14 protein-coding genes are annotated in these 17,693 nt (G+C 64.2%); 4 read left to right on the top strand and 10 right to left on the bottom strand.

What is annotated here, in order from left to right; translation table 11 throughout:
• Positions 1-89 precede the first annotated feature (89 nt).
• Entirely contained in the window at positions 90-323 is a 234-nt protein-coding gene (locus tag AAFG50_RS13805; RefSeq protein ID WP_028172330.1) for a hypothetical protein, read from the bottom strand.
• Positions 324-782: 459 nt separating this feature from the next.
• Between AAFG50_RS13805 and AAFG50_RS13800 the strand changes: the two genes are divergently transcribed.
• On the top strand, positions 783-1,280 hold the full coding sequence (locus tag AAFG50_RS13800) for a hypothetical protein (protein WP_027544089.1): 498 nt from the start codon (positions 783-785) through the stop codon (positions 1,278-1,280).
• A 75-nt stretch (positions 1,281-1,355) separates the two neighbouring features.
• Positions 1,356-2,189, top strand: coding sequence for a hypothetical protein (locus AAFG50_RS13795; protein WP_028172331.1), 834 nt, complete (start codon positions 1,356-1,358; stop codon positions 2,187-2,189).
• Positions 2,190-2,217: 28 nt separating this feature from the next.
• Here the strand turns inward: AAFG50_RS13795 and AAFG50_RS13790 are convergent, their stop codons facing one another.
• The 4 genes from AAFG50_RS13790 to AAFG50_RS13775 form a co-directional block, all read right to left on the bottom strand.
• Positions 2,218-4,584 (bottom strand): MMPL family transporter, encoded by a 2,367-nt coding sequence (locus AAFG50_RS13790; protein WP_011085781.1) that lies wholly within the window; start codon positions 4,582-4,584, stop codon positions 2,218-2,220.
• 205 nt (positions 4,585-4,789) lie between these two features.
• Positions 4,790-5,575: an ethanolamine ammonia-lyase subunit EutC gene (eutC, locus tag AAFG50_RS13785; protein ID WP_028172332.1), complete on the bottom strand. Its 786-nt coding sequence runs from the start codon at positions 5,573-5,575 to the stop codon at positions 4,790-4,792.
• Positions 5,576-5,581: 6 nt separating this feature from the next.
• Positions 5,582-7,168, bottom strand: coding sequence for a B12-binding domain-containing radical SAM protein (locus tag AAFG50_RS13780; RefSeq protein WP_028172333.1), 1,587 nt, complete (start codon positions 7,166-7,168; stop codon positions 5,582-5,584).
• Between the two features lie 152 nt (positions 7,169-7,320).
• A complete protein-coding gene (locus tag AAFG50_RS13775) occupies positions 7,321-8,703 on the bottom strand; it encodes an ethanolamine ammonia-lyase subunit EutB (protein ID WP_028172334.1) in 1,383 nt (460 codons plus the stop codon).
• Between the two features lie 212 nt (positions 8,704-8,915).
• Here AAFG50_RS13775 and AAFG50_RS13770 point away from each other — a divergent pair, with 212 nt between their 5' ends.
• Positions 8,916-10,646, top strand: a complete 1,731-nt coding sequence (locus AAFG50_RS13770) for a methyl-accepting chemotaxis protein (RefSeq protein WP_028172335.1) — start codon at positions 8,916-8,918, stop codon at positions 10,644-10,646.
• A gap of 304 nt (positions 10,647-10,950) precedes the next feature.
• Here the strand turns inward: AAFG50_RS13770 and AAFG50_RS13765 are convergent, their stop codons facing one another.
• Entirely contained in the window at positions 10,951-11,442 is a 492-nt protein-coding gene (locus AAFG50_RS13765; protein WP_011085776.1) for a septal ring lytic transglycosylase RlpA family protein, read from the bottom strand.
• A 577-nt stretch (positions 11,443-12,019) separates the two neighbouring features.
• Between AAFG50_RS13765 and AAFG50_RS13760 the strand changes: the two genes are divergently transcribed.
• Complete coding sequence (locus AAFG50_RS13760) at positions 12,020-13,009, top strand: MBL fold metallo-hydrolase (protein ID WP_028172337.1); 990 nt, start codon at positions 12,020-12,022, stop codon at positions 13,007-13,009.
• Between the two features lie 83 nt (positions 13,010-13,092).
• Here the strand turns inward: AAFG50_RS13760 and AAFG50_RS13755 are convergent, their stop codons facing one another.
• The 4 genes from AAFG50_RS13755 to AAFG50_RS13740 all read right to left on the bottom strand — a co-directional run bounded on the left by AAFG50_RS13755 (position 13,093) and on the right by AAFG50_RS13740 (position 17,690).
• Complete coding sequence (locus AAFG50_RS13755) at positions 13,093-14,310, bottom strand: acyl-CoA dehydrogenase family protein (RefSeq protein ID WP_028172338.1); 1,218 nt, start codon at positions 14,308-14,310, stop codon at positions 13,093-13,095.
• A gap of 222 nt (positions 14,311-14,532) precedes the next feature.
• Complete coding sequence (locus AAFG50_RS13750) at positions 14,533-15,744, bottom strand: ABC transporter substrate-binding protein (protein WP_028172339.1); 1,212 nt, start codon at positions 15,742-15,744, stop codon at positions 14,533-14,535.
• A gap of 119 nt (positions 15,745-15,863) precedes the next feature.
• Positions 15,864-16,445, bottom strand: coding sequence for an HdeD family acid-resistance protein (locus AAFG50_RS13745; protein ID WP_028172340.1), 582 nt, complete (start codon positions 16,443-16,445; stop codon positions 15,864-15,866).
• A 129-nt stretch (positions 16,446-16,574) separates the two neighbouring features.
• Positions 16,575-17,690 carry a response regulator gene (locus AAFG50_RS13740; RefSeq protein WP_028172341.1) on the bottom strand — a complete coding sequence of 372 codons (1,116 nt, stop codon included), beginning with the start codon at positions 17,688-17,690 and terminating at the stop codon, positions 16,575-16,577.
• Positions 17,691-17,693: the final 3 nt, after the last annotated feature.

The following is a 17,693-nucleotide window of genomic DNA, read 5'->3' as shown; positions in this document are numbered from 1 at the left end:
AAAACCAATCCTGTCTCTCGAAGGCTGCCCTGCGGATCCGGCCTGAAAAAGGCGGCCCCGGGGCCGCCCTTGTGGGCCAGTGGCCGAGCTTACTGGTTGTGGTTCTTCAGAACCTGGTCGCAGGCCTGCGAGATCTTGGTCCGGTTCTCCTTCAGGCAGGCCAGGATGGTGAAATCGCCCTGATCGATGACCGGACGGCAGAACTTCTGCACATCGCGCGTGCAGGCCTTCTGCTCGGAGTCCGTGCCACGCCCTTGCTGGGCAAATGCCGCCGTGGAAAGGGACGCCGACAGCAGGGTGAGAGCGACGAGAAGCTTACGCATTGTATTCCTTCATTCTGACGGCAGAATCGCACCAATCCCGGACAGCACAGGGCGGACGACCGGAACGGAATGTTCTGATGGCAAGTCGCCGCGGAGCGTGCGGCCTCGGAGAAGGCACAAGCACTGGCAAATGCGGCCAAATTGGCGCCACATCCACCAAATCAGGTCTTCCCTGCGCCTTCATTGGCAGATGTAAGGGGTTGATACTACGTCATAATTCAGGCGGCCCGCATTTTACTGCACGCCTGTTGCAGAGCTGCATCGCTCAGCCCCTCCGTTTCGGCCGGAAACATGCCGAAACACGGAAAATCGCAGCCGCCGGGCATGGCGCAAGGCCTCGTGAACCGCCATCTCTGGCGGCCAGGCTTTGAACCTGACACGGGCTCGAAGCACTAAACCTTCGATGTGGCGAGACGTCCCGATCTTGAGCGGACGTCGTTCCAAAACGGGATATTTGTGATGAAATTCTTTGGGCGATCTGGACTGGCAATCAAGGCGGCCGGCATCGGGGCGGCGCTGCTCTTCTCGGTTTCGGCAAGCCACGCACAGTCGTCCGGACCGTTTGCCGGTTTTGACGGCGCGTGGACCGGCACCGGCACGGTGTCGCTGTCCGACGGCTCCACCGAGCGCATCCGCTGCAAGGCCGACTACAAGGTCGCCGGCAGCGGTCTCAACCTGAAGCAGGCGCTGCACTGCGCGTCCGACAGCTACAAGTTCGACCTCACCAGCGACGTGACGAGCCAGGGCGACCGCATCTCCGGCAACTGGAGCGAGGCCAGCCGCAACATCTTCGGCAATCTCCAGGGCACCGCCGGCGGCGGCCAGATCGAGGTGTTCGTCGAGGCCAACGGCTTCGCCGCCAACCTGTCGCTGCGCACCAACGGCACCAAGCAGACGGTGCAGATCAGCTCCAAGGGCGAGATCCGCGGCGTCAACATCACGATGACGAAGGGCTGACGCTCTTCCCGCATCGAGAGAAACACGCCCCCGGTTCTCGCGAGCCGGGGGCTTTTTGCTGACATTGTTGCGGATATGGACCCAATTCGCAGACATCTGCTCAAGGCCGCCGGCCTTTTCGTCGCCAGTCGCGCCTTCGCAAATGACCTGCACGGAACGAGCATGCAGCCTTCGTCCGTGAAACCACGTCACGTGCTCTGCTTCCTCGGCAAGGACGACAGCCTGCTGCATCCGCCGAAGGCGGTGGCGAGGACGATCGCGGATTTCAACTTCGAGATCGACCGCACGTATTCGCAAGCCAAGCCCGATCCGCACATGGAGCGGTCGTTCGGCGTGTGCTGGGACCGTGTCTTTCCCAATGCATGGTCTGCCGCCGACGAGGCGGCCGTGGTCAACCACAGATCGGTGCTCTACGTGCTGAGCCCGCCGATGGACCAGCAGAAGACGGTCGCCTATTCGGCAGCGGCCTTGCGCATCGTCGAGGAGATGATCGAGGCCGGCGCCACCGCCGTGAAGGGCGAAAGCGCGGGCGTTGCCCACGGGGTTGCGCGATGGCGCAGTCTCGCCGATCAGGCACGCACAGGCGCAAGGACCAGTGAGGGCCTTGGCATGACGCTCGCCGTCGCCAAGGCCTGTCGTCTTGCCTTTGCCAAGCGCCCGCTCGGCGGCGATCACTATTACGAGACCGTCGGCTATCACCTCCTCGGTTTGCCGGAGGTCTATGTCGCGAAATCGCGCAGCAACGAATGGTCCGCGGTGATGCTCATGGAGGAGATCGCAAACGCGATGGCCGAGCGCGGCATCGACGCGACGCTGCGCGATCGCAAGCTTACGCTCTCGCGGGAACAGGACTACGCCGAGGACGACTTCAAGTTCAACCCGTACGGCATCATCCGCATCGAAGCCTGAGCGCAGGGCAGCGTTCGCCGCCCCGCGCTTAGATCGCGCGCTTGTCCGCGCCCTGAAGCTTGGCGTGCAGGTTGATCAGCCACATCGCGGTCGGCCGCAGGATGAAGAGGTCGGCGACCAGGGCCATGACCATCGAGAAGGCGCTGAGCCAGCCGAACAGCCGCAGCGACGGCAGGTCGGAGAACACGGTGACGACGAGGCCGCAGGCCAGCACCACCGTGGTCAGGATCAAGGCCGGTCCGACCAGCACGGTCGCCCGCTCCACCGCGAGCGCCGAGCCGACGCCCGGCTTGCTCTCCAGCCTCAAGCGATTGAGGAAGTGGATGGTGGCGCTCAATCCCAGGCCGAACGAGACGGTGAGCGCGACGACGCTGGCGAATTGCAGCCCCTCGCCCATCGCCCACAGCACCGTCCCCGACATCACGACAGGGAAGATGCCCGGCAGGATGCAGGCGAACATCACCACCCAGGAGCGGAAGGCGAGGCCGATGAAGATCGCGACCAGCGCGAATTCGACGGTGAGCCCACGGTTCAGCTTCTCGATCATGCTGGCCGAATTGCGCGCCGCGATGGCGGCAAGGCCCGTCACCGCGACCTCGTAGCCGGGATGCTTCTTGCGGACGGCGTCGAGCTCGGAATCGAGCTTGTCCACGATCGGCAGGAGTTGGCTGGAATCCTTGTCCGGCACGCGGCCTGCGACCACGACCGCATCCTGCTCGGCGTCGATGAACCGCCGCACCAGATGCTCGGGAATGACGCCGATATATTCCTTCAGCGTCGCAACGTCGGCGCTGCCGGCCTTTTCCGCGAGCCAGCGGCGCAGGGTCTCGACCGACCAGACGTTGCCGACACCGGCCGCCTTCTCCACGGTCGCATGCACGTCCGCGATCGTCTGCAGCGTCTCCGGCGAATAGAGCGATTCACCCTTGGGGAACTGGACCAGCACGTTGACCGGGTTGGCGCCGGTGAGCTTGGCGTCGAGCCGGTCGCTGGCGGCGACCGCCTGGCGCTTGTCCGGCACCTGGTCGGCAAGCCGGTAGCGGGGCTCCAGATTGGCGTAGATGACGCCGAGGCCGCCGACGAACAGCACCGCGATCAGGCTGAACAGGCCTGGCCGGCCGACCATGCGCACCGCGATCCAGTAGCAGAAATTGCGTAGCGCCTGGACGCCGGCGTCCGCCCCCTGGAACTTGACCGCGAAGACCTTCTCGTTGCGCACGAACAGCACGCCGAACACCGGCACCAGCGACAGCACCGCGACCAGCGCGATGATGGTGGCGGCGAGCCCCGCCTCGCCGAACTTGCGGATCAGGTCGGAGCTGGAGAACTGGAGCGCGATGAAGGAAATACCGGCGGTGCCGTGCGTTAGCACGCAGGCGGGTCCCACCACCAGCACGGCGTTCTTGAACGCGGTGAACTTGTCCTGGCCCGCGATCAGCCTGTCGCGCGCGGCGAAAGTCAGCTGCATCGAGTCCGAGAAGCTGATGACCATGATGAGCGGCGTCATCACGTTCAGGAACATGTTGAGATTGAAGTTCGCCCAGCCCAGCGCGCCGAGCGCCAACAGGATCGCGATCATCGGCGGGAACGCGGCCGCGATCATGAACGAGATCTTGCGGAAGAAGATGATGGCGATGACGCAGCCGGCGAGAATGCCGAGGATGTTGTAGGTCAGCCCGTCGCGCTCGACCGCGTTGCGGATCTCGAGCTGCATCACCGGCACGCCGGAGAGCTGCACGTTGAGCCCGGTGTCGCCGAGATCCTCCTTCATCAGCGCGCGGATGTCGGCGACGGTCTTGGTCAGCTTGCTGGAGGCGACCACCTCCGGATCGAGCGACAGCACGATCAGGGCCAGCGTGCCGTCCTCCGACAACAACTTGCCGCGGATGATCTCGTTGTTCTTGACGGTCTCGATGAACTTGTCATAGGCCGCGCCCTCGGGCAGCTCGGGCGGGAACAGCGCCGCCGGCAGCTTGCCCGGCGCCGGTGCCTGACGCGCCGAGAACAGCGAGACGAGGCCACGCGTGCCCTCGACCAGCTGCATGTCGGTGATGAAGTCGCGCAGCTTCTCGAGGTTGTTCCGAGCCAGGAGGTTCTTGCCTTCGACCACGACGAGGACGTCGAACTCCTCGGCCGGAAACTTCTTCGTCACCTCTTCGTACTGGTGGAATTCGCGGGTGTCGGAGCGGAACAGCTGCGACAGCGAATCGTCGATCTTGATCCGGTGGATGCCGAATACGGCGCCCACGATCAGGACGAGCAGGACGATGCAGGAGACGATCGGCGCCCGGACGGCGATCAGCCCGATGCGCTCCAACCCGAAGGCGATGGAGGACGCGGGTCCCTGCTCGACCTTGTCGACATGAACCTCACTCTCGCTGTGCTTTTCGAGCATGCCTTATCCAGTTCCTAAATCGGCTCGGTCTGTGAGCTTATTGCGCTCCGCGAACGGCTTGAAAACGCCATACCAATGGGAGGCTTGCCCCTTGAAAATGCGCGGAAAATCGCCGCGAGGGGTTTAGCAGGTCCATAGCCTCCCTCGCAAGCAGGCGAAGTGTGGCCAAATCGATCAAGATGTAGCGATTTTGCCGGAATGCCCGTTATTCGGGCAAGGACGTGCCAATTCGACGCGGCGCCCGGTCCGCGCTCTCGTCTTTCAGCGCGACGCCGGTGACCTCCCTTGCCAGCCCCTCCCGGAGGAGCCAGGCGATCTTGAAGGCGGCCTCGTCATAGCTCAACCCAGCGTGGTGGATGTTCGACACGCAATTGCGCTCGGCATCGGTGCGGCCCGGCGTCGGCGCGAAGGTCAGATAGGCGCCGAGGCTGTCGGGCGCAGACAAGCCGGGCCGCTCGCCGATCAGCGTCACGACCATGCGCGCGCCGAGAATGGCGCCGATCTGGTCGCCGAGCGCGACGCGCGCGCCTGAGGCGACGACAACATGGCCGAGCGCGACAGCATCGTCGGCTGCGAGCAGCGGCAGCAGGCGCGTCACCAGCGCCGTCGCATGGGCGTGGACCGCCGCCGCCGACAGGCCGTCGCCGATCACGATCGCAAGCTGGCATGGCCTTGAGGCAATTCGCGCCAGAGCCTCGATTGAGCCGGCATCAAGCTGCCGCCCCAGATCCGGCCGCCGCAGATAGTCCCTGCGGTCGGCCGCCTGGCTCCTCGCCTCGGTGACGGCGAGGCCGAGCGCACCGAGATCCGCGAGCAGCCGCGGTACGTCGAAGACTGCATGCACGGCATCGCGGGCCCGGGCGTGGTCCAGCGTGAAGTCGAGCAGCGCGCGTGTCGGCACGCTTGCGCCGCTGCGGCCGAGCGCAACGCGCGCAGGCGTGAACGACCGCAGATCGAGAGTCGGGCGGCGCGGGACGGCCGGATCAGACATGTTGCGTCATTCGGCGGGAACGGAAGCCTCGCGCAGCCGGATCGAATAGTTCGAGGCGTTCTGCTTGCCGCTGGAGGCCGCGCGGGCAAAGGTGATGAGATGGTGCGCGATCAGGGTGCAGCCGATCAGGCCTTCGAGGTCGCCGCGCTTGATGCGACCCAACGCGAACTTCCAGAACACGCGCCTGTAGTCGCCGAGCACGCCGACCTTCCAGAAGATGTTGCGCAGCATGACGAGACCGCGCCTGATGTTGGGCCAGGTCTTCATCTCGTCCGCCACCGGCATCTTGAGACGATGAGGATAAACGTGGTCGCATTGATACTGGAAGCGCGCGAACACCTTCTCGGGCTCGTAGGCGACGCCCATGGCGTGCTTCCAGGATGCGACGACGTCGTCATAGGGCAACAGGAAGTCGACGTTGGAATCGCGGCCGTCGTCCTCGATCAGGCGCCCTTCCCGCTCCAGACGGTCCCACAGCGGCGTCTTCGGCAGCGCCTGGAGCAGGTTGATCGTGAGCAGCGGAATCCGGGACTCCTCGACAAAGGCGAGCAGCGCCTCCGAGGTGTTCGGCTTGTCGGTGTCGAGCCCCATGATGATGCCGGACACCACCTCCATGCCGTAGGAGTTGATGGTGCGCACGCCCTCCAGGATCGGGACCATCATGTTGTGGTCCTTGTGCATCGCCTTCAGCGCATCGGGATCGGGCGTCTCGATTCCGCAGAAGATGGTGATGAAATAAGCCTCGCGCATCTTCTCCAGGATCTCGGGGCGCTTGGCGATGTTGAGCGTCGCCTCGCAGGCGAGCCGCACCACGTAGCCGGTCTTCTTCTGCCATTCGATCAGATGCGGCAGCAGGTCCATCGCCGCCTTGCGATTGCCGATGAAATTGTCGTCGACGAAATAGACCGTGTCGGTCATGCCGCATTCGCGCAGGCGATCGAGCTCGGCGATGATCTGCTCCGGCGACTTGATGCGCGGGTTGCGGCCGTAGAGGCCGGGGATGTCGCAGAACTCGCACTGATAGGGACAGCCGCTTGAATACTGGATGCTGCCGAGGAAGTATTTCTTCACGTCGGCAAGCTCGTAGGCCGGGATCGGAAACTCCGTCATCGGCACCCGGTCCTTGGTGGTCAGCACCACCTGGGTCTCGGGGCGCGATATGTCGCGCGACAGAATCTCGATCAGCTGGTTGGTGGCGTCGCCGAGCTCGCCGACATGCAGATAGTCGAAGGACGGATAATAATCCGGGCAGGCGCTGACGGAGGGCCCGCCGAGCGCAACCGGGAGATCGAATTCATGGGCGCGGCGGCAGATGTCGTTCATCTGCTGGCGCTGGATGTGCATGCCGCTGACGAAGACGACTTCCGCCCAGCCGAACTCCTCTTTCGTGGTGCGGCGCAGGTTCTCGTCGACGAATTTGACCTGCCAGTCCTCGGGCAGATAGGCCGCGAGCAGCAAAAGCCCCTGCGGCGGCATGAAGGCGCGGACGCCGTCGGTCAGCGGATAGGAATGCTCGAACGTACCGAACGACGACGTGTAACGCGGAAACACGCAAAGAATCCGCCGCGACGTACCGTTGCTTTCAGCTCGCATCAAAGCTCCCCCGCCACGCTCGACCTGGTTGCGGAAATTGCCAGCCAGACACATAGCGTAATGCTGTCGCCGGAATTTCTCAATATTGTGGCGTGAGCTTAATTCCGAGAGCGGCCAATGGTTTCCGGGGGCGAGCTGGCGCCTCCCTCACCTCAGGCGATCAGCCGGGAGGCAAAATCGGGCAGCAGGCCTGCATCGCCGGCAAGGCGGAAATCGGCGCCCACGATGCCCGACTGCGCCAGCCAGTCGTCGAATTCCGGCGCGCGGCGCAAACCGAAGACGTCGCGGACATAGAGCGCGTCGTGAAAAGACGTCGACTGGTAATTCAGCATGACGTCGTCGGCGCCGGGGACGCCCATGATGAAGGTGACGCCGGCGGCGGCGAGCAGCGTCAGCAGGTTGTCCATGTCGTCCTGGTCCGCCTCGGCGTGGTTGGTGTAGCAGATGTCGACCCCGAGCGGCAGGCCGAGCAGCTTGCCGCAAAAATGATCCTCCAGCCCCGCCCGGATGATTTCCTTGCCGTCGTAGAGATATTCCGGGCCGATGAAGCCGACCACGCTGTTAACCAGCAGCGGGGCATAGGCGCGCGCGACCGCATAGGCGCGCGCCTCGCAGGTCTGCTGGTCGACGCCGTGATGGGCATTGGCGGACAGCGCCGAGCCCTGGCCGGTCTCGAAATACATCACGTTCTGCCCGACCGTGCCGCGCCGCTGCGACAGCCCGGCCTCCTGCGCCTCCCGGAGCAAAGCGAGATCGATGCCAAAGCTACGGTTGGCGGCCTCGGTGCCGGCGACCGACTGGAAGACGAGGTCGACCGGCACGCCCTGCCCGATCAGCGACAGCGTCGTCGTGACATGGGTGAGCACGCAGCCTTGCGTCGGAAGCTTCAACCGCGCGATGATCTCGTCGAGCAGGCGCAGCAATTGGGCGATGACGGTCGGGTCGTCGCTGGCGGGATTGATGCCGATGCAGGCATCGCCGGCCCCCAGCAGGATGCCGTCGAGGATCGAGGCGGTGATGCCCCTGGCATCGTCGAACGGATGGTTGGGCTGGAGCCGCGTGCTCATCCGGCCCTTCAGCCCGATGGTGTTGCGGAAGGCGGTGGTCACCTCGCATTTCCGCGCCGCCAGGATCAAATCCTGGTTGCGCATCAGTTTCGAGACCGCGGCCGCCATTTCCGGCGTGATACCGGGGGCGAGCTTGCGCAGGATCTCGGGCGTCGCTGCGTCCGACAGCAGCCAGTCGCGGAAGGCGCCGACCGTGAGCGAGGCCACCGGCGCAAAGGCCCTTGCGTCATGGCTGTCGATGACGAGGCGGGTGACCTCGTCGGTCTCGTAGGGGATGAGCGCTTCCTGCAAGAACTGTCCGAGCGGAACATCCGCGAGCGCCATCCGCGCCGCGATCATCTGCTCGGCGCTGGCAGCGGCAATTCCGGCCAGCCGGTCGCCGGAGCGCGGCGGCGTCGCCTTGGCGAGCAGGTCGCGCAGATCCGGGAAGGCATAGGTCGTGGCGTCGATGGTATGGCGGTAGACCAAGGTCCCCTCCGGGGTTCGTCGGCCAAAGGCCGACTCCAGGACTATCCTGAAACTATACCTTCGGATCAAGACGCTGAAATAACTTACCTTTCTTTCGACCAAGGACGAAGGCGCGTTAACGCCGCGTCCATCTTCGTTCTGCATAGTTTTGCATAGATTTTTACACGACCGCGCTCACCGGCCGCCTCAGGCCATTCGGGCCCCTGAAAACCATGACCATCGACCAATCTGGGAATGCCGCCGGCCTGGCCGGCCGCTTCACGCTTGCCACCAAGCTCTATGCGATCTTCGCGCTGTTCGCACTGCTCACGGCGGCGATTGCGATGCTGTCCGACTACAACAGCCGCCGCAGCGCCGACCTGATCAGCGCGATCGAGACGGCGAACGCGGCCGCGCTGAACGTCGAGCGCGTCAACTCGCTGGTCTATGCGGTGGTGATGGAATCGCGCGGCGTCTACATGTCGACGGAGCCTGCCGTCGTGAAGAAATACGGCGAGGGCCTGCTCAAGTTCAACGCGCAGATCCTCGACGTCGTGAAGCGCTGGGAAACCATCGTCAGGGACGACGATGCCGAGCAGTTCGCCACCTTCAGGAAGCGCATCGAGCAGTTCGTCGAGTTTCGCAAGGAGCTGGTCCGCCGCGGCGTCGAAATCAATGCGGCCGCGGGCCGCGAATGGGGCGACAACGACGCCAACCGCGCCGTGCGCTCGGCGCTGAACAAGGATCTCGAGGCACTGTCCAAGGTCTATGCCGAGCGCGGCAAACAGATCGCCCGGCAGACCGAGACCAACCGCACCCTGTCCTTCGTCCTGACCAGCCTTGCCGGCGTGGCGCTGGCGCTCGTCGTGATCGGCATCGTCATCATCGCCCGCTCGATCGCCCGGCCGCTCGCCTCGATCACCGCCACCATCAAGCAGGTCGCCGATGGCGCCGAGAACGTCGTGGTGCCGTACGGCAACCGCGCCGACGAGATCGGCGGGCTGGCCCGCGCGATCCAGATCTTCCAGGACGCGATGGGGCGCAACCGCAACCTCGCCTCGCAGGTCTCGCAGGATTCCGCCGCGCGCGAGCAGCGCGCCCGCCATATCGAACGATCCGTCGAGGAGTTTCGCGACGCGATCGGCGCGATCATGCGCGGCCTCGGCGACAACGCCTCGGTCATGCGCGAGACCGCGCAGACCATCACGCGCGTCACCGCGGATGCAAGCAACCGGGCCGGCATGGCCGCAAACGCCAGCCAGCAGGCCTCGCACAACGTCACGGCGGTCGCAGGCGCGGCCGAGGAGCTGTCGGCCTCCGTCGAAGAGATCGGCCGGCAGGTCCGGCAGAGCGCCGGCGCGGTCGAGCAGACCGGCCAGCGCACCCAGAAATCGATCTCGGAGATCGAGAGCCTCGCCGCCGCCACCCAGCGCATCGACGGCGTGCTCAACCTGATCCAGGCGATCGCAGAGCAGACCAATCTGCTCGCGCTCAACGCCACCATCGAGGCCGCCCGCGCCGGCGATGCCGGCCGCGGCTTTGCCGTTGTCGCGCACGAAGTGAAAGCGCTCGCAGGCCAGACCGCCAAGGCGACCGCCGAGATCGGTGAGAACGTCTCCATGATCCAGGCCTCCACCCGCAACGCGGTCGATGCCGTGCGCGAGATCGGCGGCGCGGTGCGCGAGATCAACGAGGTCACCTCGGCGATCGCCGGCGCCGTCGGCCAGCAGGACCAGGCCACGCGCGAGATCTCCTCCAACGCGCAAAGCGCCGCCCAGGGCAACGAGACGCTGGTCGCCAACATCACCTCGCTGCGCGACGCCATCGGCGAGACCGATACGGCGGCATCCTCCGTGCTGACCGCGGCGAGCAGCCTGACCGCGACCGCGGAGACGCTGTCGCGCGAGGTGGAGAAGTTCTTCCAGAACCTGCGGTCGGATGCCCGCGCCGCCAGGGCGGGATAGCGCGCCTTTGCCGGCGTGAAGCCGGCGGTGGCACGCCCCAGACAAAAAACGCGAAAACAACCCCATGCACAGTAGCCGGGGACAGTTTTTTCAATAGCTTGGCCGGCGGCGCGACACCTTGCGGATTTTACGAAGTCGATTTGACTCGTCGGGCAAAACACCGGCATGATGTCACCATGGCGGCGGTGCAGTTCGCCGAACCGTACCCTTCCGCCCCGAAGATCGACCTCTTCGTTGACGAACCTCGCGAGGAGACCATCGAGACGTTTCCACCGTCCCGAACGGCTGTGCTCTGCCTCTTTGTTCAGCCAACCGGTCCGGGGATCCAATCGTCGCCGGAAAGCGGCCTGACTGTTACGTCGGGAATGACCCCGAGCTCCAGGCTCGGATCGAAATGGCGCATCGTCCGCTCATTGAGATCAATGATGCGGCCAGGCCTGAGCGGCCCCACGTCGTTTATCTTGACGATGACCTTCTTGCCTGCGGCCTCGACGAGAGCATATTTCGGCCGAGCGCCAAATTGGACCCCACCAAATTTCTGACGCAAACTCGTCTTGATGGCAGCCGTCCACAGCGAGGGATCATAACGCTCGCCGGAGGCTGTGCTTGGGCCGCCCTCCTCCTTGCCGGGCTTGAACGGATTGTACATGGATGCTGCGCCAACGATCGCATCCCCAGAGGCGGCATTGACGATAGCGCTTGAGTGAGCTCCACCCGTTTCACTTCGAGCAACGGTAACAGAAACGGCAAGCGCAACCACGGCGCCGCAAATTGCGGCGCTCGAGCGGAACACCATTATATCTCCTTTGATTTTCTCGATCGTCCGGTTCCGGATGCCGCAAGACATGGACAAGCGAACGCGGAAGCGTTCAGGAACTTGCGCCAATCTTTTGCGGATTCGAGCCAACCCCTGGCTACGGAACCGTTGTGGGAACCAGAGCGGTCCCACGGAGTGTTTTAATTCTCGCCGTCTAAGACAGGGATTGCGTCAGCAGAATGACCGACGAGAGCGACGCGCGACCGCACGAGTACGGCGGTAAAAGTGCGCAGTATCGAGCTTGCAATCCCGAGGAGTCCCGCGGAGGGATCGTCCAGCTCCAAGATCAAAGAGATCGCGCAGGCAAACAACCGCACACATACAAACAACGAGATCGCGACGACCTGGAGGTATTGACGCGCTCCCAGCTTTGGAGTCGCCGAAAGGGTTAAGTCTTTAGCGTGCAAATATCGTGTTGCCGGTTTGTCGATAGCATCCGAAGATAACGCATTAGGCCGAAACCGTCGTCAGGCGGAGGCCCCGCGCACGCAATGCGCCGCAGGCAAGCTACAGGAGTACTGTTTCGGCCCATCCCAACCGAAGAGGAGGCACGACCATGAAATTCGCAAGATGGATTTTCATCGCCGCCCTTTCGATGTGCGCCACAACGGCGATCTCTCCGGCCACCATCGCAGCTGAGCCGAACGGCAGGATTACGATCTTGTATGACGCGTTCGGCGCCGATCCAGCAATGACAAAGGACTGGGGTTTCTCTGCGCTGGTGGAAGTCGCAGGAAAACGCATTCTCTTTGACGCTGGAGATAACGCCGAGATCTTCGAGAAGAATGTCAAGGCGAAGGGGGTTGATCTTACCACGCTCGATTTCGTCGTTCTCTCCCATCGTCACGCCGATCACATGGCTGGATTGAGCTACGTCCTGAGTGTGAACCCGAAGATCACGATTTACGCACCCAAGGAAGGATTTGGCATCTACGGTTCATCGCTCCCCTCGACGTTCTATCGCAAGGACGATTCCCTGCCCGAGGAGATGCGATACTACGGCGGAAAACCGCCGAAAATCATGGAGTTCGGCACCGCCTGGCCCACTGCCAACTTCCAATTGATCGATCAGACGACGGAGATCATGCCGGGCATCACCCTGATCGCTCTGATCTCCGATCTTCCCGGGACGAAGGAACTCAAGGAACTTTCTCTTGCCGTGAACACGCCGGATGGTGTGGTTCTCGTGGTCGGCTGTTCGCATCCCGGAATCGAACGCATCGTAGAGGCCGCAACAGTCATCAATCCGAAGATTCATCTCGTTGCCGGAGGCTTCCACCTTGTGGTTGCCACCGACGACGCCATCGAGAAGATCGTGATCGCCCTCAAGGACAAGTTCCGGGTCGAGAACATTGCCCCCGGTCACTGCACTGGTGAACCGACATTTGCGGCGCTGAAGAAGGCATTCGGCGCGCGATACATCTATGCCGGTCTCGGCACATCGCTGGTTATCGGGCCCGACATCAATTCCAATGTCCGGCGTGGCGAGGCGCCGGCGCTTGACGATTTCGCGGTCTATCGCAAGCTTGCCAGTCGCGAAGACTGATTTCCCGCGAGAGAGCGGCGCTGCCATCGGCCGATCAAGTCGAAATCGGGGAGCGACTGGGTTAGGTCACGGCGCCCGGGTCGTCACGCCACGCCCACCCCGCCCCGCCTGATCAGCTCCTTGCCGACCGCGGCCAGATGCACCTGGTCAGGCCCGTCGCCGATGCGGATGAAGCGGGCGTAGACATAGGCGCGGGCGAGGAAGGTGTCCTGCGAGACGCCGGCGGCGCCGTGGATCTGGATGGCGCGGTCGATGACGCGGGCGGCCATGCTGGGCACCACGATCTTGGCCGCGGCGATCAGGTCGCGCGCCGCCTTGTTGCCCTCGCGATCCATCTTGTCGGCGGCCTGCAGCGTCAAGAGCCGCGCCTGCGCGATCTCGCAGAAGGAGTTGGCGATGTCCTCGCGCACCGAGCCCTGCTCGGCCAGCGGCTTGCCGAAGGCTGTGCGCGAGACCGCACGCTGGCACATCAATTCCAACGCACGCTGGGCGCAACCGATCAGCCGCATGCAGTGATGGATGCGGCCGGGGCCGAGCCTCCCTTGCGCGATCTCGAAGCCGCGGCCCTCGCCGAGCAGGATGTTCTCCGCGGGCACGCGGACATTGTCGTAGACGATCTCGGGATGGCCGACCGGGGCGTCGTCGTAGCCGTAGGTCAGCATGTCGCGGACGATGCGCACGCCCGGCGTCGCCTTCGGCACCAGGATCATGGATTGCTGACGATGGCGGTCGGGATGATCGGGCGCGGTCTTGCCCATCACGATCAGGATCTCGCAATCCTCGTTCATCGCGCCCGACGTGAACCATTTGCGGCCGTTGATGACGTAGCTGTCGCCGTCGCGCCTGATCTCGCACTGGATGTTGGTGGCGTCGCTGGAGGCGACCTGCGGCTCCGTCATCGAGAAGCCGGAGCGGATGCGCCCCTCCAGCAGCGGCGTCAGCCAGCGCTCCTGCTGCGCCGGCGTGCCGTAGTTCGCCAGCACCTCCATGTTGCCGACATCGGGCGCCGAGCAGTTGAAGACCTCGGGCGCCCAGAGGATGCGGCCCATGATCTCCTTTACGGGCGCGTATTCGAGGTTGGTCAATCCGGGTCCGTGCTCGCCTGACAGAAACAGGTTCCAGAGCCCCTGCTCGCGCGCCAGCCGCTTCAGGTCCTGGAGAATTTGCGGCGTCTTGTAACGCGTGGCTTCCGGCTTCACCTGCTCGTAATAGAGCTCCTCGACCGGCTCGACATGCGTCCGCATGAACCGGCGGACGCGCTCCTGGAGCTCCAGCGAACGGGCGGAGTGTTGAAAGTCCATTGGGGTCTCCTGTTCGTGCCGCCAAAGCAGATGCCTCTTCCCTTCTCCCCTTGTGGGAGAAGGTGGCGCGAAGCGCCGGATGAGGGGTTGTATCCGCGCATTCAAATGTAGAGACGAGTCGCGGAGAGATACCCCTCACCCGGCTGCGCTTCGCGCATCCACCCTCTCCGACAGGGGGGAGAGGGTGCACCTTCTCCGTGGTTGCTTGCCGGCCTATTCGCCTCACGTCCCGCGCAACAGCTCGCTCGCCACGACCCAGTCGTTGCCGTCGAACTGGAGCATATAGCCGTCCTTGATGGGGCGGAAATCCTGCGGCGTGGTGTTGAGCGTGATGCCGGGCATCAGCAGCGACAGCGGCACGTTCTTCAGGTTGGCCGCCTGCGCCATGATGTTCTCGCGCGTCAGATTGTCCTTGCACTGCCTCAGCAGGACCACCAGGGCCTCGGCGACGGTGTAGCCGTAGAGACCCGCGACATTGTTGATGTCGGCATTGGGCAGGCGCTTCTTCATGAAGTCGATATAGGCCGTCATCGCCGGATCGTCCTTCGGCGCCTCGACGAACGGCTTGAGCGAGCCGAGCGACAGCACGCCCTTGCCGGCATCGAGGCCGGCCGGCACCATCACGGTGGCCTTGTTGGCGCAGCCGCTGGCGATGAAGCGCTGCGGCTGCCAGCCGACCTCGTGCGCCTTCCGGACCGCCTGCGCGCAGGCGCGCGGCGTCACCGAATAGATCAGGAAGACATCGGCCTTGGTGTTGGCGAGCGTCAGCACCTGGGAATCGACGGTCGGATCGGCAACCTCGAAGCTCGAGGCCATCGCAATCGCCTTGTCGGCATCGGCGCCGAGCGCTTCCTTGACGCCGCGCAGATATTCCTTGCCGGCGTCATCGTTCTGATAGAGCACGGCGAACCGCGCATTCGGATTCTTGGCGCGGGCATAGGCGACGTCGATCGCGGCCTCGCTGGTGTAGTTCGGCGCCCAGGGCAGCGCCATCGACCACGGCATGTTGACGGGATCGTTCCACTTCGAGGCGGAGCTGATCAAGAAGAGCTGCGGCACCTTGTTGCTGTTGAGATATTTCGCGATCGCCGAGCTCGGCGCCGTGCCCATGGTGGCGAAGATGAAGGCGACGCCGTCGCTCTCGACCAGCCGGCGCGCCGCCTCCATGGTCTTGGGCGGCGAGAACGCGTCGTCGAGCGAGATCAGATTGAGCTTGCGGCCGTTGACGCCGCCCTTCTCGTTGACCTCGTCGAAATAGGCCGCGATGACCTTGCCGGTGATGCTGAGCGGCGAAGCCGGCCCGCTATAGGGCATGGTGTTGCCGATCTTGATCTCGGTGTCGCTGACGCCGGGACCGTAGGATTTCTGTGCGGAAGCGGGCGTGGACAGGCAGGCGACAGCCAATGCTGCGGCCAGGGCCAAAGCGGCTTTCATGGTTTCTCCCCGATGATTATCGCCGCGCGACGCCATCAGGCGAACGCGCGACGCGCTGCTTTTTGTCAGCGCGTCAGATCACCGGAGTTCCGCAACACGGTCTTGCGTCGAGTTGCTGGTTAGCTAGTGTGGCGCCGCCGCAGGCTGAAGCCCAGGCTGACCCAGCCCGCGCCCGCCATGATCAGGTCGATGCCGAGGAACAGGCCGAGGATGTAGACGCTGTTGACCGGCCAGCGCGCCAGGATCAACAATCCGAGCAGCAGCGTAATCACGGCCGAGAGCGCCACCCACACCCACGGGCTTTCGCGCTTCATGCTGAAGGCGAGAAACAACCTGACCGCGCCGGAAGCGAGCAGCGAGGCGCCGAGGAACAGCGTCAGCAGGACGGCGGCGAACAGCGGATTCTCGAAGGTCAGGAAGCCCGCGACGACGTAGAGCACGCCGAGCAGGGCCCAGATCAAGAACTTGCCCCAGCTCTTCATCTGGAACGCCCCGATGATTTCGGTGACCCCGGCCACGATCATCATCGCACCGACCACGATCACGCTCGCCACCGTCGCCATGACCATGCTGCCGAGCGCTACGAAGCCGGCGACGAGATAAACGACACCGAGCGCGACGATCCATCCCCATTTGGCATGCAGCGCGGTGATGCCCGAGCCGAGACTGGGATGGTGAGACGTATCCGAAGCACTTGTCATGGCGGCCACTCCTGCATGCGAAGCCCGCGGGCACACGCCAGACTAGCACGCACCGCACCCGGGCAACAGCCAGCAGAGCAGCCTTCACCGGCAGCAACATTGACGCAAATCAAGATCGAATGCGGCGCTTCAGTCCGGAATGCTGAAATAGAACGCCGCCCCCTTGCCCACCTCGGCGCTGGCCCAGATGCGTCCGCCATGGCGTTGCACGATGCGCGATGCGATCGAGAGGCCGATCCCCGTGCCCTCGTACTCATCGGAATCGTGAAATCGCTGAAACGCCGCGAACAGCTTGTCGGCCTGCTGCATGTCGAAGCCGGCGCCGTTGTCGCGCACGCAATAGACCGTTTCGCGCCCTTCGGTCCAGCCGATCACCGTGACCAGCGGCTTCTCCCGGGTGCGGGTGAACTTGAACGCATTGGAAAGAAGATTGACGAGCACCTGCCGCAGCAGTGCCTGATCGCCGACGCATCCGGGAATTTCGCCGACATGGACGAAGACCTCACGGCCGGCATGCTGCCGGCGCAGTTCGTCGACGACCTCGCCGACGAGTGCTCTGGTATCGACCGGCCCCTTCGACAGCGGCTGGCGGCCGAACCGCGACAGGCGCAACAGTCCGTCGATCAGGCGCTGCATGTGCTCGCCGCTTGCCAGGATGGCGCCGGCCAGCTGCCGCGGCTGGTCCGGCCATTGCGCGGAATGATCCTCGATCAGCGTCTCCGCATAGCCGACGATGACCGAGAGCGGACCGCGCAGATCGTGCGCGACGGAATAGGCGAATGCCTCGAGCTCCCGGTTGGCGGCTTCGAGCTCGAGGGTCCGCTCGCGGACCCGCAGCGCCAGCTCCGCATTCTCCAGGTGCAGGCGCCGCACCGCGAGCGCGCGCTCCAGCACGGGAATGACGACGCTGAGCTTGAACGGCTTGAGAATGTAGTCGAGTGCCCCCGCCTTCATGGCCTCGACCGCCGTCGCGATGGTTCCGTCACCGGTCATGATGATGCCGACCAGATGCGGATCGATCTCCCGCGCGGCCCGCAGCAGCTCGATGCCGTCCATGCCCGGCATCATCAGGTCGGCGAGCAGGAGGTCGCATTTCGTGCGCTGCAGCTCCGCCAGCGCGGATCGGGCGTCGGTGAAGCCGACCGCATCGTAATCCTCGGCGGGCAACGTGTCGCACAGCGCCCGCATCTGCGCAGCCTCGTCGTCAACCACCAGGATGCGGGCCTTTGGCTTTGCAGTCGGCATTTC

This window comes from Bradyrhizobium sp. B039 (genome assembly GCF_038965675.1).
Lineage (GTDB): Bacteria > Pseudomonadota > Alphaproteobacteria > Rhizobiales > Xanthobacteraceae > Bradyrhizobium > Bradyrhizobium diazoefficiens.
The sequence above is the reverse complement of the archived record's forward strand: the minus strand, read 5'-3'. Positions and strand labels throughout refer to the sequence as shown.